This window comes from Streptomyces neyagawaensis, assembly GCF_023516595.1.
GTDB lineage: Bacteria > Actinomycetota > Actinomycetes > Streptomycetales > Streptomycetaceae > Streptomyces > Streptomyces neyagawaensis.
In genome coordinates this window covers 94,712-109,790 of sequence record NZ_JAMGBG010000089.1, presented here as the reverse complement: position 1 = coordinate 109,790, position 15,079 = coordinate 94,712, and the positions used below count along the sequence as shown (strand labels likewise).

At 71.6% G+C, this 15,079-nt stretch carries 15 protein-coding genes; 3 read left to right on the top strand and 12 right to left on the bottom strand.

Annotated elements, in window-relative coordinates; all coding sequences use genetic code 11:
• The 9 genes from M8J73_RS31210 to mshD all read right to left on the bottom strand — a co-directional run.
• Nucleotides 1-1,075: CHAD domain-containing protein (locus M8J73_RS31210; RefSeq protein WP_249829349.1), on the bottom strand; the 1,075-nt coding region annotated here is incomplete at its 3' end.
• Entirely contained in the window at nt 1,056-3,287 is a 2,232-nt protein-coding gene (locus tag M8J73_RS31205) for an RNA degradosome polyphosphate kinase (RefSeq protein ID WP_055541024.1), read from the bottom strand. The genes M8J73_RS31205 and M8J73_RS31210, both read right to left, overlap by 20 nt.
• Before the next feature lie 432 nt (nt 3,288-3,719).
• Nucleotides 3,720-4,562 carry an ABC-2 membrane transporter-related protein gene (locus M8J73_RS31200; protein ID WP_249829348.1) on the bottom strand — a complete coding sequence of 281 codons (843 nt, stop codon included), beginning with the start codon at nt 4,560-4,562 and terminating at the stop codon, nt 3,720-3,722.
• Nucleotides 4,559-5,548 carry an ABC-2 membrane transporter-related protein gene (locus tag M8J73_RS31195; RefSeq protein WP_055536731.1) on the bottom strand — a complete coding sequence of 330 codons (990 nt, stop codon included), beginning with the start codon at nt 5,546-5,548 and terminating at the stop codon, nt 4,559-4,561. Before M8J73_RS31195 ends, M8J73_RS31200 begins: the two co-directional genes overlap by 4 nt.
• The gene (locus M8J73_RS31190) at nt 5,545-6,537 is read right to left on the bottom strand and encodes an ABC-2 membrane transporter-related protein (protein WP_055536730.1); all 993 of its coding nucleotides are present in this window, start codon (nt 6,535-6,537) and stop codon (nt 5,545-5,547) included. The genes M8J73_RS31195 and M8J73_RS31190 overlap by 4 nt, the downstream gene beginning before the upstream one ends.
• Nucleotides 6,534-7,520 carry an ABC-2 membrane transporter-related protein gene (locus tag M8J73_RS31185; RefSeq protein ID WP_055536729.1) on the bottom strand — a complete coding sequence of 329 codons (987 nt, stop codon included), beginning with the start codon at nt 7,518-7,520 and terminating at the stop codon, nt 6,534-6,536. Before M8J73_RS31185 ends, M8J73_RS31190 begins: the two co-directional genes overlap by 4 nt.
• Nucleotides 7,517-8,479: an ABC transporter ATP-binding protein gene (locus M8J73_RS31180; RefSeq protein WP_055536728.1), complete on the bottom strand. Its 963-nt coding sequence runs from the start codon at nt 8,477-8,479 to the stop codon at nt 7,517-7,519. Before M8J73_RS31180 ends, M8J73_RS31185 begins: the two co-directional genes overlap by 4 nt.
• Nucleotides 8,476-8,871 (bottom strand): GntR family transcriptional regulator, encoded by a 396-nt coding sequence (locus M8J73_RS31175; protein WP_055536727.1) that lies wholly within the window; start codon nt 8,869-8,871, stop codon nt 8,476-8,478. The genes M8J73_RS31180 and M8J73_RS31175 overlap by 4 nt, the downstream gene beginning before the upstream one ends.
• A 159-nt stretch (nt 8,872-9,030) precedes the next feature.
• Nucleotides 9,031-9,960, bottom strand: a complete 930-nt coding sequence (mshD, locus tag M8J73_RS31170) for a mycothiol synthase (protein WP_249829347.1) — start codon at nt 9,958-9,960, stop codon at nt 9,031-9,033.
• A gap of 504 nt (nt 9,961-10,464) precedes the next feature.
• Between mshD and M8J73_RS31165 the strand changes: the two genes are divergently transcribed.
• Nucleotides 10,465-12,267, top strand: a complete 1,803-nt coding sequence (locus tag M8J73_RS31165) for a bifunctional metallophosphatase/5'-nucleotidase (RefSeq protein ID WP_055542082.1) — start codon at nt 10,465-10,467, stop codon at nt 12,265-12,267.
• A gap of 101 nt (nt 12,268-12,368) precedes the next feature.
• On the opposite strand, the gene M8J73_RS31160 is transcribed toward M8J73_RS31165, so the two are convergent.
• The 3 genes from M8J73_RS31160 to M8J73_RS31150 all read right to left on the bottom strand — a co-directional run bounded on the left by M8J73_RS31160 (nt 12,369) and on the right by M8J73_RS31150 (nt 13,883).
• Nucleotides 12,369-13,268 (bottom strand): AraC family transcriptional regulator, encoded by a 900-nt coding sequence (locus M8J73_RS31160; RefSeq protein ID WP_055542083.1) that lies wholly within the window; start codon nt 13,266-13,268, stop codon nt 12,369-12,371.
• An 82-nt stretch (nt 13,269-13,350) separates the two neighbouring features.
• On the bottom strand, nt 13,351-13,656 hold the full coding sequence (locus M8J73_RS31155; RefSeq protein ID WP_055542084.1) for a hypothetical protein: 306 nt from the start codon (nt 13,654-13,656) through the stop codon (nt 13,351-13,353).
• Nucleotides 13,656-13,883, bottom strand: a complete 228-nt coding sequence (locus tag M8J73_RS31150; protein WP_055542085.1) for a hypothetical protein — start codon at nt 13,881-13,883, stop codon at nt 13,656-13,658. The genes M8J73_RS31155 and M8J73_RS31150 overlap by 1 nt, the downstream gene beginning before the upstream one ends.
• 149 nt (nt 13,884-14,032) lie before the next feature.
• Here M8J73_RS31150 and M8J73_RS31145 point away from each other — a divergent pair, with 149 nt between their 5' ends.
• Nucleotides 14,033-14,866: a helix-turn-helix domain-containing protein gene (locus M8J73_RS31145; protein ID WP_055542092.1), complete on the top strand. Its 834-nt coding sequence runs from the start codon at nt 14,033-14,035 to the stop codon at nt 14,864-14,866.
• Nucleotides 14,863-15,072 (top strand): DUF397 domain-containing protein, encoded by a 210-nt coding sequence (locus M8J73_RS31140; RefSeq protein ID WP_055542086.1) that lies wholly within the window; start codon nt 14,863-14,865, stop codon nt 15,070-15,072. The genes M8J73_RS31145 and M8J73_RS31140 overlap by 4 nt, the downstream gene beginning before the upstream one ends.
• The last annotated feature ends 7 nt before the right edge of the window (nt 15,073-15,079 follow it).

The following is a 15,079-nucleotide window of genomic DNA, read 5'->3' as shown; positions in this document are numbered from 1 at the left end:
TCTGCCAGGACTGCTGGAACGCGAAGCGGGCCGCCTCGACCTCGTGGCGCTGGTCGGCGTGCAGGACGCCGAGGGCGTAGGCCGTGGCCGGGGCGATCCGGGGGGTGCGGGCTGCGGCCGCCGCGGCGGAGGCCGCCTCGGAGGCGTCGCGGTGGCGGTTGAGGGCCTCACCGGCCGCGAGGAGGCGTACGTCCACGGGGACCGCCTGGGGGTGGAGGACCTCCAGGGCGTAGCGGTGGAGGCGCAGCAGGAGCCGGACCTGGTGCCAGGGGGCGTCCTGGGGGTGGGGGGCGGTGTCGGGGGAGAGGCCGTGGATGAGGGCCTCGGCGTTGTAGGGGTGGCCGGCGGTCAGCAGGGGGAGGCCGGCAACGGCGTCGCGGAGGCGGTCGTGGGCGGCGGCGGCCAGGGGGCGCAGGTCCAGGGCGGGGGCGGTGGGGGTGAGGGGGACCTCGCTGGCGAGGACGGCGACGCTGTCGGCGACGGCGTGGAAGCGGGAGGAGCCGAGCGCCTGGAGGGCCGCCGAGTGGGCCCGGGTGCGGGCGAGGGTGAGCTGGCGGTCGAGGAGGGCGCCCGCTTTCGCGGCGCCGATGGTGAGGTTGCCGCGGTCGGGGGTGGCCGGGGTGCGGGTGCCGGTGCCCCCGGGCCCCGGCGGGCCCGCGCGTTCCGCCCCGGCGGTGCGGCCGGTCACGGGGGCGCCGGCCTGGGAGGGGAGGGCGGCGGTGGCTCCGGACAGCCGGTTCAGGGCCGCCACCAGGCGGTCCAGCCGGGCCGCGTAGGCGTGCTCGCGGCCCAGGGTGCCCGACAGCCAGGCCAGTTCGGGGCGGAGGGACTCCGACCAGTCGGCGTCGAGCAGTGGGCGGAAGGTGTGGAGGGTGCCGCTGATGCGGCGGGCCGAGCGGCGCAGGGCGAGCGCCGCGTCGGTCGACTCCTCGGCTCCGGTCGCCGCACCCCCACCGCTCTCCCGGTGGGTGCGCAGCGCGCGGAGGAACTCGGTGGCCTGGGTCCGCAGATACCCGGCGAGGGCGTCGGCGGCGACGGCCGTGGAGTTCCTGGGGTCAAGGTGTTGCTGTGCCACGCCGGCGCCTCCGGGCGTCAATGAGCATCTCCTGGACGTTGCGCAGGGGCTGGCCGTCCGCGTCGGTCGAGTGCCGGGTCCACTCGCCGTCGGGGCCGAGGTGCCAGGAGGAGGTCGTGTCGGACATACCGGTCTCCAGCAGGCGGTTGAGGGCCGCCCGGTGCGCCGGGTCGGTGACTCGTACGAGGGCCTCGATCCGGCGGTCGAGGTTGCGGTGCATCATGTCGGCGCTGCCGATCCACACCTCGGGCTCGCCGCCGTTGCCGAAGGCGAAGATCCGGGAGTGTTCGAGGAAGCGGCCGAGGACGGAACGGACGCGGACGTTCTCCGAGAGGCCGGGGACGCCGGGGCGTACCGCGCAGATGCCGCGCACCCAGATGTCGACGGGCACCCCGGCCTGCGAGGCCCGGTAGCAGGCGTCGATGAGGGCCTCGTCGACCATCGAGTTGACCTTGATGCGGACGGACGCGGGACGTCCGGCGCGGTGGTGCTGGACCTCCTTGTTGACGCGGGCGATCAGTCCGTCGCGCAGGGACTTGGGGGCGACGAGGAGCCGGCGGTACGTCTCGCGGCGGGAGTAGCCGGAGAGACGGTTGAACAGGTCGGAGAGGTCCGCGCCGACCTGCTGGTCGGCGGTGAGCAGACCCAGGTCCTCGTAGAGGCGGGCCGTCTTCGGGTGGTAGTTGCCCGTGCCGACGTGGCTGTAGCGGCGCAGGGTCTCGCCCTCCTGGCGGACCACCAGGGACAGCTTGCAGTGGGTCTTCAGACCGACCAGGCCGTAGACGACGTGGCAGCCCGCCTCCTCCAGCTTGCGGGCCCACTTGATGTTGGCCTGCTCGTCGAAGCGGGCCTTGATCTCGACGAGGACGAGGACCTGCTTGCCGGACTCGGCGGCGTCGATCAGCGCGTCCACGATCGGGGAGTCGCCGGAGGTCCGGTACAGGGTCTGCTTGATGGCGAGGACGTCCGGGTCGGCGGCCGCCTGCTCCAGGAACGCCTGCACGGAGGTGGAGAAGCTGTCGTACGGGTGGTGCAGCAGGACGTCCCGCTCGCGCAGGGCGGCGAAGATGTCGGGCGGCGACGCGGACTCGACCTCGGCGAGGTCGCGGTGGGTGCCGGCGATGAACTTCGGGTACTTCAGCTCGGGCCGGTCGAGGGCGCCGATGCCGAAGAGACCGGTGAGGTCGAGAGGGCCCGGCAGCGGGTACACCTCGGCCTCGGAGATCTTCAGCTCGCGGACCAGCAGGTCGAGGACGTACCGGTCGATGGACTCCTCGACCTCCAGGCGCACCGGCGGCCCGAAGCGGCGCCGCATGAGCTCCTTCTCCAGCGCCTGGAGGAGGTTCTCCGCGTCGTCCTCCTCGACCTCCAGGTCCTCGTTGCGGGTGAGGCGGAACGCGTGGTGCTCCAGCACCTCCATGCCCGGGAACAGCTCCTCCAGATGGGCCGCGATCACGTCCTCGATGGGGACGTAGCGGCTGGGGGAGGCCTCCAGGAAGCGGGAGAGCAGCGGGGGGACCTTCACGCGGGCGAAGTGCCGGTGGCCGGAGACCGGGTTGCGGACGACCACGGCCAGGTTCAGCGACAGGCCCGAGATGTACGGGAAGGGGTGCGCAGGGTCCACGGCGAGCGGGGTGAGGACGGGGAAGATCTGGTGCCGGAAGAGAGTGAACAGGCGGGCCTGCTCCTTCTCGGTGAGCTCGCCCCAGCGGACCACGTGGATGCCCTCCTCGGCGAGGGCCGGGGCGATGTCCTCGTGGAAGCAGGCGGCGTGCCGGGCCATCAGCTCACGGGAGCGGGCCCAGATCATCTCCAGCACCTCGCGGGGCTGGAGACCGGAGGCGGACTTGGTGGCGACGCCGGTGGCGATACGGCGCTTCAGACCGGCCACCCGGACCATGAAGAACTCGTCCAGGTTGCTGGCGAAGATCGCGAGGAACTTGGCCCGCTCCAGCAGGGGCGTGTTCGGGTCCTCGGCGAGTTCCAGGACACGCTCGTTGAAGGCGAGCCAGCTGCGCTCCCGGTCGAGGAAGCGGTTCTGCGGCAGGCGGTCGCCGTCGTACGGCGCCTCCTCGTAGGCGTCGAGGTCGGCGTCCATGTCGGGTTCGAGATCGGAGACGACCGCGGCCACCGTGTGCGGGCGGTGCGCGGCTATGGAGCCGACGGACGGCTGCTCGTGCTGGACCTGTGCCTGGGCGTTGGACTGGCTCATGGCACCATTCTTCCGCGCCGCGAGCATCACAGGCGCGTCGGACAGGGCCACAGGGAGCGCGACGGCGTTCCCGGCGATGTCCGCGTCGATCCGCGCGACGACGTCGTCGGTGCCGCCGGGGTGGGCCGCGGTGGCCGGGGGACGGCCGCTCCCCGCGCCCTTCCCGTTGCTTGGGCCGTTGCGTGGGGGAGGCGAGGGCTCGGGCGGGACGGGGTTCATTGCGGAAGCGTCGCAAGGTCGTCTGAATCGCCGGTTACGGAGACCTTACGTGCGGGATAGCGCAGGGAGGCCCGCCGGTTCCCCGAGTGGGCGCCGGCCCGTCTCCGAAGCGCCCCGTTTCGTAAGGCGCCCCGCCTTCTCGCCCCGCGCCGGTGCACGCCTTCGGCACGCCCCTCCCCCCGTAGGAAGGGCGTGCCGGGTCCGGGGCGCCGGTCAGCGGGTGCGGCGGCGCAGCAGCCAGTAGGCGGCACCGGTGGCCACGACGGCGACGGTGAGGATGACGCTGGTGGTCATCAGGTGCAGGGGCCAGAAGTGGGAGGCCGGGTGTTGGCTGGGGAACCAGCTGCCGCCGGTGCCGGAGAGGGTCCTCGCGGGCCACAGCTCGTGCCAGTGCCGGTCGACGTACAGGTGGAACCAGAGGATCAAGCCGAACGCCACGGCCAGGGCGGGCAGCGAGCGCCGCAGGGCGATGCCCGCGAGGGCGCCGACGGCCAGGGCGCACAGGGCGTACGCGAGGACCGCCGGGCCGCGGTTCAGGAAGGGGTCGGGGTCGTGCCACTCGCTGCCCCGCAGGTCCTGGCTCGCCGTCCAGAACCAGCGGTAGACCAGGACCAGGACGGTGGTCCCGACGGTCAGCGCCACAGCCGGCACCGCGAGCTTGGCGGTGAGCCAGCGGGTGGGGCTGATGGACTGGGCCCAGGCCAGCTGGGCGGTGCCCCGCTCCAGCTCGCGGCCGATGAGGGAGGCGCCGGCCCAGGCGGCGATGCCGTAGGAGGCGTATGCGATGAGGGTGCCGATCCAGCCCTCGTTCATGGAGTGGCTGAACGTCATCACGTCGATGCAGCCGCCCTCCACCCTCCGGCAGGCGGCCATCTCGGCGCGCACCCGTGCGCCCGAGACGTACTGCACCCAGAACATCCAGCCCGTCATCAGCAGGACGTACGCGCACCACACCAGCAGGGCCGGGCGGTGCACGCGCAGCACGGTCCAGGTCAGGCCGCGCAGACGGGGGCCTTGACGAGCGGCGGTGGCGGTGGCGGCGACGGCGCTCGTCATGACGTACCTCCTGTACGGCGGCGCAGCAGGTGGAAGGAGGCCAGGACCAGCAGGGCGGTGACGGCGAGGATGACGCCGGTGGTCATCAGGTGCAGGGGCCAGAAGTGGGACTGGGGGTGCACCTCGGCGTACAGGTCGGTGAAGCCGTTGTCGGCCATGCACCTGGCGTAGTCGGCGTCGGCGTCGACGTCGAAGCAGGTCAGGTCATTGATCCGGGCACCCGAGCCGGTGACCGCGCCCAGCTCCAGCTGGTTGGCCGACATCGGCAGTCGGCTCGCGGCGGTGCCGGTGAGCGTCTTCGTCGGCCACAGCGTGATCGACCGCTCGTCGAGGTACAGGTGGAGGCAGACGATGAAGGCGACGGCCGTGCCCAGCGCCGGCAGCGCCCGCTTCAGGGCCAGGCCCGCCAGCGCGCCGACGGCCAGTGCGCACAGGGCGTACGCGACGACCGCGGGGCCACGATTGACGAAGGGGTCGCTGTAGTACCAATCGTCGCTGCGCACCTCCTCGTTCGCCGACCAGATCCAGCGGTAGACCAGCATCAGCACCGTGGTGCCCACGGTGAGGGCGACTGCGGGAACCGCCAGCTTGACCGTGAGCCAGCGTGTCGGGGTGACCGACTGGGTCCAGGCCAGGTGGGCCGTGCCGTGCTCCAGTTCGCGCCCGGTCAGGGAGGCACCCGCCCAGGCGGCCACGGCGTAGGAGGCGTAGGCGACGAAGGTACCGACCATGGACATGCCCTCCCCGAAGGCGAACATGTCGAAGTCGATGCAGCTGCCGTCCTGTCCACGGCAGGTGTCCTGCGCGGCGCGCGCCCGCGCCCCCGAGACATAGTGCACCCAGAGCATCCATCCGACCGTCCCTACTACGTACGCGCACCACACCAGCAGTGCCGGGCGGTGCACACGCAGGACGGTCCCGGTCAGGCCGTGGAGGCGCACGCGCCCTCGGGTGGTGGAGGCGGTGGTGTCGACGGTCGTCGTCATGACGTGCCTCCCGTACGGCGGCGCAGCAGGCGGAAGGAGAGCACGACCAGCACGGCGGTGACGGCGAGCACGACGCCGGTCTCGACGAGCTGGAGGGGCCAGAAGTGGGACGCGGGGTGGTAGTCGCGGTAGTGGGTGACGACGTCCCGCCCGAGGACGCAGTTGTCGCTGGTCAGGCAAGGATTGGGGACCCGGTCGCCGGTGGGGGTGATGCCGCCCTCGTCGACGGTCATGCCGATGTAGCCGGGGTATCCCTCGGTGGCCGGGGTCGTCGCGGTCCTCGCCGGCCACAGGTACGGCCGGGCCAGTTCGAGGGCGTACAACAGACCGCCCAGGGCGAAGAAGCCGTAGCCCATGGAGGACAGGGAGCGGCGGGTGAGCAGGCCGGCCAGGACGCCGACGGCGAGGCCGAGCAGGACATGGGCGACGGCGGCGGGGCCGTTGGCGACGAAGATCTCGCTGTCGTGCCAGTGCTGGACGCCCCGCGCCCCCCACTGCTCGGTGTGGGCCTGCCACATCGTCCGGTGCAGTTGGACGAGCAGGAGCGTGCCGGCGCAGAGCACGGCCGCGGGGAGGGCGAGCTTGGCGGTGAGCCAGCGGGCCGGGGTGACGGACTGCGTCCAGGCCAGTTTCGCGGTGCCGCTCTCCAGCTCCCGCCCGATCAGCGCGGCGCCCGCCCAGACGGCGACGAGCAGCGGCGCGATGGTGATGATCGCGGAGCCCAGGTACATCGCCGTGTCGTACAGCTCGATCGCGGGGGCGTTGAGGTTGCAGCCCTCGTCCACCACTCCGTTGGCGCAGCCCCCCGAGGTGTACGCGGCCCAGGCGGCGTTGCCGCCCGCTACCGCGGCCCACAGCAGGCACCCGGCGGCCACGGCGACGAGGAGCGCCCAGAACCACACGGCCGCGCTGTGCAGGCGCAGCAGCGTCCAGGTCAGTCCGCGCGGGCCGCCCCTCGTGCGGGGCGCGGTGGTCGTGAGGGCGGTCACGCGGCGCCTCCCGTGCGGCGGCGCAGCAGGTGGAAGGAGGCCAGGACCAGCAGGGCGGTGACGGCGACGACGATGCCGGTCTCGACGAGCTGGAGGGGCCAGAAGTGGGAGGAGGGGTGGGACTGGGCCCAGTAACCGACGACGTCGCTCCGGCCGCAGTCGGGCTCCCCGCAGAGGACGTTGGAGATCCGGTCGCCCGAGGCGGTGACGATGCCCTGGTCGACGAGCATGCCTTTCCAGAGGGGCTCCGAGGAGGACGAGCGGGTGTCCACCACCGGCCACAGGTGGTCCCGGTTCGCCTGGAGGACGCCCATGAGGGCGAGCGTGCCCGCGAACCCGGCGGCGAGCGCGGGCAGCGAGCGGCGGAGCAGCAGGCCGGCCACCACGCCGACGGTCAGGGCGAGGAGGGCGTAGGCGGTGGCGAGGGTGCCGTTGCCCGTGAAGGTGGTGACGGCGAACCAGTCGCGGGTGACCACCGCGCGCCGCAGCGGCTCCTCCCGCCACCACACCAGACGGTTCAGCAGGGTCAGCAGGACCGTCCCCGACACGATCAGGGCGGCCGGGACGGCCAGCTTGGCGGCGAGCCAGCGGGCCGGGGCGACGGACTGCGTCCAGGCCAGCTTCGCCGTGCCGCTCTCCAGCTCGCGGCCGATCAGCGAGGCGCCCGCCCAGGCCCCGATCAGGGCGGGCGCGACGGTCAGGACGGCGGGGCCCAGGGTGACCACCATGTCGTAGCGCTGGTAGGCGGGGCCCATGTCGCAGTAGTCGGCCTCCCGGCAGCCGCTCTTGAGGTAGGCGTCCCAGGCGGCGTCGAACCCCGGCCCCGCGGCCCACAGCAGTCCGCCGCCGATGAGCGCCACCAGCAGCCCCCAGAACCACAGCGCCGACTGGTGCGGGCGCAGCACGGCGCGGGCCAGGGCGCGAGTGGGGTGCGCGGGGCGGCGGTCCGGTGCCCCGACGGACAAGACGGTCACGGCGCTCATACGGAGGCTCCGCGGGTGCGCGTGCCGTTGGTCTCGCCGTCGTTGTTCCCGCTGTTCGTGCCGCCGTCGCCCTCGTCGTGGGCGTCCCCCTCGTCCGTGAGGGTGAGCGCCGGGGCGCCGGGGGCCCGCAGGTGGGCGAGGACCAGCTCCTCCAGGGTCGGCTCGGCGGTCCGCCAGCCGGCGGCGATCCGGCCCTCGGGCCGTATGAGCGCGGTGATCTGACGGCCGGTCGTACGGGACTCGACGACGGTGTGCGGGGCGAGGTCGCCGGTCGGGCCGGTGACCAGGGTGTGCGCGGCGATGAGGGCGTCGAGCGGGCCGGCCAGGCGGACACGTCCGCCGCCGAGGAGGAACAAGTGGTCGCAGGAGCCCTCCAGTTCGGCCACCACGTGCGAGGACATGACAACCGTGGTGCCGTGGTCGGCGGAGTCCGCGAGCAGGGTGCCCATCAGCTGGTGCCGGGCCAGCGGATCGAGGTCGGCCATCGGCTCGTCCAGCAGCAGCAGTTCGGGCCGCTTGCCGAGGGCGAGGGCGAGCGCGACCCGGGTGCGCTGGCCGCCGGAGAGGGAGCGGATCTTGGAGCCGAGGTCCAGCCCGCCCTCCTCGACGATCCGCCCGGCCACGGCCGCGTCCCAGCGGCGGGGGTTCAGCTCGGCGCCCATGCGCAGGGTCTCGGCGACGGTGAGCTGCGGGTACAGGGGCTTGTCCTGGGCGACGTACGCCATGCGCTCGCGGGCCGCCGACGGGGTCGTGCCCAGCACGCTGATGCCGCCCTCGGTGGGCGCGAGCAGGCCGGCCGCGTGGGCCAGCAGCGTCGACTTGCCCGCGCCGTTCGGTCCGACGACCGCGCAGACGCGCCCCACCGGGAGCCGCAGCGTGCAGTCGCGCAGCGCCCAGCCCCCCTGCCGCCACCCGAACCTCTTGCCGAGTGCGGCCGTCTCGATGGCCGTGTCGGTCATGCCTCGTCCCCCTGATCTTCCTTGAAGTGTTCGTCCAGTACGGAGGTGAACAGCGCCTCGACGTCGCCCCGTTCGAGCCCGGTCTTCTTGGCTCGGACGGTCCACTGGTCCAGCTCCGCGCGCAGCGGGGAGTCGACCGGATGGGCGCCCAACGACTTCCGTACGAAGGTGCCGAGGCCGCGGCGGGCCTCGACCAGGCCCTCGCGCTCCAGCTCGCGGTAGGCCTTCAGCACCGTGTTCGGGTTGATGGCGGTGGCCTCCACGACCTCGCGGGCCGTGGGGAGCTTGTCGCCGGGTTCCAACAGGCCGAGCCGCAGGGCCTGTTTGGTCTGCTGGACGATCTGCACATAGGTGGCGACACCGCTGCGCCGGTCGATGCGGTACTCGACCACTCGAACAACCACCCTTTCACTAATTGAGTAGTGAAAGGGTGGTGCAAGAGAGGGGGCGGTGTCAACACACCGCCCCCTGCCGGTCTCCTGCCCGTGTCCTGTCCGTCTCCTCCCCGTGGACGACTTCCGCCGGGGAGCCCCGGGACCCCGCCCCGAACGTCAGGTTTCGCTGCGGTACATCAGATCCGTCTCGTACGTCACGAATCCGAGGCGTTCGTACACGGTCACCGCCGCCTTGTTGTCGGCGTCGACGTAGAGCATCGCGGTGGGCAGGCCCTGCGCGGCCAGGTGGCGCAGACCGATCGTGGTGAGCGCCTTGCCGAGGCCGCCGCCCTGGGCGCCGGGGCGGACGCCCACGACGTAGACCTCGCCGAGCTGTTCGGCGGCGTGGACCTTCGTCCAGTGGAAGCCGGCGAGTTCGTCGCCCCGGAACGCCAGGAAGAAACCCGCCGGGTCGAACCAGGGCTCGGCCTTGCGGTCGTCGAGGTCGCGCTGGGTCAGGGAGCCCTGTTCCGGGTGGTGGGCGAACGCCTCCGCGTTCGCGGCGAGCCAGGCCGTGTCGTCCTCGCCGGGCACGAACGCGCGGACGGTGACGCCCTCGGGCAGGACCGGCTCCGGGGGGTCGAAATCGGCCAGCGAGCGGCGCATCTGGCGCAGTTCGCGGAACAGGGTGAGGCCGAGGACCTGGGCGAGGTGCCGGGCCGCGGAGTGGCCGCCGTGCGCCCAGACGCGCAGCCGCTTGCCGGACTCGGCGAGCAGCGCCGAACCGAGGGCCCGCCCGTGGCCGTGGCCCCGGTGCGAGGGGTGCACGACGAGTTCGGCCGCGGGGGCCTCGACGGGGTCGGTGTCCTCCAGCTGGGCGTAGCCGGCCAGGGTGTCGCCGACGGTGAGGAGGAGGTGGCGGACGCCCTCGCGGGGGCCGCCGCGGAGTTGGAGGCGGCCCTGCTCGGACACCGCGGGCTGGCCGTCGACCTGGGCGGCCTCGTCGAGGAGGTCGAGGACGGCCGCCCTCTGGTCGGGCGTGAGTTCCAGGCGGGTCTCGATACTGCGGGCGGCTGCGTGGGGCCGGGCGGCGTCGTCGCTGGTCATGGGTTCGAGATTAACCGGGGGCCGCGGCGGGAGGGCGCCTCGGAACCGGGTCCGTTCCCCGGGGCGGCGGGCGCGGGCGCGTGGTTGGCCTGATACCGGCGGCGTGGAGGGGCGGGGGGTGAGGCGAACCGGACTGGGCGGAGGGGCGGGGGGTGAGGCGAACCGGCCTGCGTGGAGGGGCGGTGGGTGACGCGAACCGGCCTGCGTGGAGGGGCGGTGGATGACGTGAACCGGCCTGCGTGGAGGGGCGACGGGTGATGTGATCCCGCCACCGTGACACAACCGCACACGAAGGCTTCCATCTCCGTGGCGGAGCGGCACATCTCGCGCTCCCGCGCCCCTTTCGGGCGGTCCGTACGCCCCGTTTTGTCAATCATCCTCCTCGATGGCAACCAGGTCGTAACCATGAACCCCCTGTCGCGCTACGCGCGTTGACCCTACGCTTCGGGCCGACGGGGCCTGTTCTCACGTTTTCCTTACGTCTCTTACGAACCAGGGGGGCACATGTCAGCCACACCCCACGCGCAACGCCGTGGCAGCCGCCGCAACCGGATCGTCGCGGTAGCGGCCGGCATCGCGACCGTCGGTGCGCTGGCCGCCGCCATCCCGGCGAGCGCCGGTGAGGCCAAGCCGGGCAAGACCGAGCCGAGCCGGTACCAGGACGTGCAGCTGCTGTCGTTCAACGACCTGCACGGCAACCTGGAGCCGCCGGCCGGTTCCTCGGGCCGGGTGACCGAGCTGCACGAGGACGGCACGACCACGACGATCAACGCCGGTGGTGTGGAGTACCTGGCCACGCATCTGCGCGACGCCCGCGGGGACAACCCGTACTCGATCACGGCGGCCGCCGGTGACATGGTCGGAGCCTCGCCGCTGCTGTCGGGCCTGTTCCACGACGAGCCCACCATCGAGGCGCTGAACCACCTCGACCTCGACGTCACCAGCGTCGGCAACCACGAGTTCGACGAGGGCGCCAAGGAACTGGCCCGCCTGCAGAAGGGCGGCTGCCACCCCACCGCCGGCTGCTACGTCAAGGGCAAGAAGTTCAAGGGCGCGGACTTCCCGTACCTCGCGGCGAACGTCATCGAGAACAAGACCAAGAAGCCCCTCCTGAAGCCGTACTGGGTGTGGAAGAAGAACGGCGTCAAGATCGGCTTCATCGGTGTGACCCTGGAGGACACGCCGGGCGTCGTCTCCGCCGAGGGCGTCAAGGGCCTCACCTTCAAGGACGAGGTCAAGACGATCAACAAGTACGCCAAGGAGCTGGAGCGCCAGGGCGTGAAGTCCGTCGTCGCGCTCATCCACGAGGGCGGTGCCCCCGCCTCCACGTCGTACAACTACGACTGCGACTCGCCCGGCGCCGGTGACGGCATCTCCGGCCCGATCGTCGACATCGCCAAGAACATCACCCCGAAGGTCGACGCCCTCGTCACCGGCCACACGCACGCCGCGTACGCCTGCACGATCAAGGACCCGTCGGGCAAGCCGCGCATGGTCACCTCGGCCGCGTCCTTCGGTCGCCTCTACACCGACACGACGCTGACGTACGACCGCAAGACCGGTGACATCTCCCGTACGGCCGTGAAGTCCGCGAACCACGTCGTCACCCGTGACGTGGCGAAGGCCGCCGACATGACGGACCTCATCAACCGGTGGAACACGCTGGCCGCGCCCATCGGCAACCGGCCCATCGGCTACATATCCGCCGACATCCCGAGCACCGGCACCGAGTCCCCCATGGGTGACCTCATCGCCGACGCGCAGCTCGCCGCCGGCAAGAAGCTGGACCCGGAGACCGACCTCGCGCTGATGAACCCCGGCGGTGTCCGCGCGCCCCTCACCTACGCGGCCAAGGGCAGCGAGGGCGACGGCGTCGTCACCTACGCGGAGGGCTTCACCGTCCAGCCGTTCTCCAACACGGTGAATCTGCAGAACTTCACGGGCGCCCAGCTCGTGCAGATCCTCAAGGAGCAGGTCAGCGGCTCCAACGCGGCCTCGCCGAAGATCCTGCTGCCGTCGACCGGCTTCACGTACACGCTGGACCTGACGAAGACCGGCGCCGACCGGATCGTCGTCGACTCCATCAAGCTCAACGGCGCGGCCCTCGACCCGGCCGCCACGTACCGCGTCGCGACGAACAGCTTCCTCGCGGGCGGCGGCGACGGCATCACCACGCTGGGCCAGGGCACCAACGACCTGGTCGGCGGCGACGACCTCGCCGCGCTGGAGGCGTACCTGACCGCCAACTCCTCGGCGAGCAACCCGATCGCCCCGCCGGCGGCCAACCGCATCACGGTCGTCAGCTAGTCGGTAGCCGGTCGGTTCGTCGTCACAGCCGAATCCCCGCGCCCCGGTGTACTCCGGGGCGCGGGGATTCCGCGTTTCAGGCGTCCTGCTTCCGGATTCGCTCAGTCGCCGACGGCGGTCCGCTCCACGGGTATCCACAGCTCCGCGTCCGCCTCGGTGGCGTCCTCGGAGAGGCGGGTGCGGAGGATCTCCGGGCCCGGCCTGCTCTGGTACGGGTTGGACGGGAACCACTGGGTGAAGACGTCCCTCCACAGGTACTGGAGGGCCTGCGGGAACGGGCCGGAGCTCTCGAAGACGGCCCACGAGCCCGCCGGGACGACGAGCGAGTCCAGGTCGTCCGGGACATCCGGGGCGTCGGCCGCGGCGGACGACGTCACCACGGCGTGGTAGTAGTCGAGTTCGGTCCCCTCCGCCCGGCTGGGGTCGAGGTTGTCGCTCACCCCGAGGATGCCCGACGGCTCCCCGTCGGAGAGCGCGGCGATCCGCTCGATCGTGTCCCGCCCGAGCCCCCGGACGAACTCGACGATCCCGGGGTTCATCCCCTCATGGACCAGCGGCACCCTGACCTTCCTCCCCACCACACGGAACTCCTCCTTCTCCACGACCCTGTATCGCATGCTGCTTCTCCCTTCCACGACGAGACGGAAGGACATCCGAGGCTGCGACCGCAGCGCCGCGCGATCCCGCCGGGCCTCGCCCGGCCCCACCCCGTGCATGGCCTTGAACGCCCGTGCGAACGCCTCGCCCGAGCCGTAGCCGTGGCGCACCGCGATCTCCAGTAGCGTCCGCTCCCCGGCGAGCACCTCGGCGCCCGCGACGGTGAGCCGTCGGCGCCGGATGTACTCCGAGAGCGGGATCCCCGCGAGCGCGGAGAACAGCCGCCGGAAGTGGTACTCCGACGTGGCCGCGATCCGGGCCAGCTCGGTCACCTCGATCGACTCGGCCGGCTCGGCGAGCCGCGACTCGATGTGATCCAGGGCCTCGTTCAGCCGCTCCAGCACCTCGGTCTCCTTCCCTTGCGCCGTCCACGCTAGGAAGAGGACACCGCACCGCACCCGACATCCTGTGCCCGGTCGGGTGGGGTCAGTCTGCATCCGGAACGGGGGTCGGTCTCCCGTCGAGTCGTTGCCCCCGGCTGACGGCGATCCGTAGGACGTCCTCCAACGACTCCACGGCCCGGGTGAGCGCGAACCGCAACGCCCGCTCCCCGGCCACCGGGTCCGCGAGTACGGCCCTGCCACCGGCCGCGACCTCCTCCGCCGAGCCCAGCTGCATCACCTCCACGTGGTCGGCGAGCAGGGACAGGGTGCCCGGGTGCGCGGTGTCCGGGTCGAGATAACAGGGCTTGCCGTCGGGGGAGGTCCAGGGCAGCAGCCGCAGCCCGGGCATCACGCGGACACCCCGCCGAGGTCGACGCCGTAGACGTACAGCTCCTCGGGGCTCAGCACGTAGGGCCGTACGAAGTTGTCGTAGGGCTCGAAGGGCCAGAGGTCGTCGACGGGTTTGGGGGAGGGGAGCGGAAGAGGATCGGGCGGCTCGGGGGTATCCACAGCCTGTGGGTCCACGGCCGCGTGCCGTTGCATGAACACCCGGAGTCTCGCGACGAATCCGCGCATGGCAAAGCTCCCCTTCACGTCTCAGGGTTATTTCAGGGTCGGGATGACGAGCGGTGATTACCGTTCGCGATCAGATCGTCACGGCTGCGGCGTACGTTGGGGAAGAGTCCTGGCGTTGCCTGGAGCGCCAGACAACGGGGAGGGGTGACGTGGGCGAATCGGTTGACGGGGAACGGGAGTCGAGGCGCGCCGAGCTGGGCCGGACCCTGCGCTTCCTCCGCGAGAAGGCGGGCAAGACGCTGGCGCAGTTGTCGGCGGAGACGTCGTACGACAAGAGCTATTTGTTCCGCCTGGAGAAGGGCGAACGGCTCTCCAAGCGGACGGTCATGGAAGACCTGGACAGCTACTACGAGTGCGGTGACCTGCTGGTTCGCCTGTGGAGGGATGCGCGGAAGGAGGTCATCAAGGACAAGTACAAGGCGTTCATGGAACTGGAGGCGACGGCTCGGATCATGTGGCTGTTCCAGCTGCGCGTGCCGGGCATCTTGCAGACCGAGGACTACGCCCGCACGGTGTTGTCAGGGTTGTCTGGCGCCCAGACAACGGCTGGCAACAGCGACGAGATCGAGGAGCAGGTGGCTGCGCGCATGGGACGGCAGGAGTTGCTGCACCGCCAGTCGGCGCCGAACATCCGCGTCATCCTCGACGAAGGGGCCCTGCGGCGAGCGGTTCCCGACAAGAAGGTCTGGACGGACCAGTTGTCGCACCTGGTGGAAGCAGCGGAGCTGCCGAACATCGCGCTTCAGGTGCTGCCTTACGCGGCCGGCGTACACGACCTCATGGACAGTCACCTGTGGCTGTTCTGGCAGCGCACCGGCGACGCGGTCGCCTACGCGGAGGGCAACGGCATCGGCGAGTTGATCGACGATCCGGACAGGGTCCTGAAGTTCCGCTTGTCCTACGATCTCGTGAGGGACGCGGCCCTGACCCCGGTGGAGTCGATGGCGTTCATCAAGCGCCTTCTGGAGGAGTGCACATCGTGAACCGGACCCCCGACCTCACCACTGCCGCCTGGCGCAAGTCGTCGTACAGCGACGGGGGCGGTACGAACTGCCTGGAAGTCGCCGACGGCCAACCCGGCATAGTCCCCGTCCGGGACAGCAAAACCCCGAACGCCCGCCCCCTGATCTTCTCGACCGACTCCTGGTCCCGCTTTGTGGACGGAGTCAAGGCCGGCCCGGCCGAGTGAGCCCCCT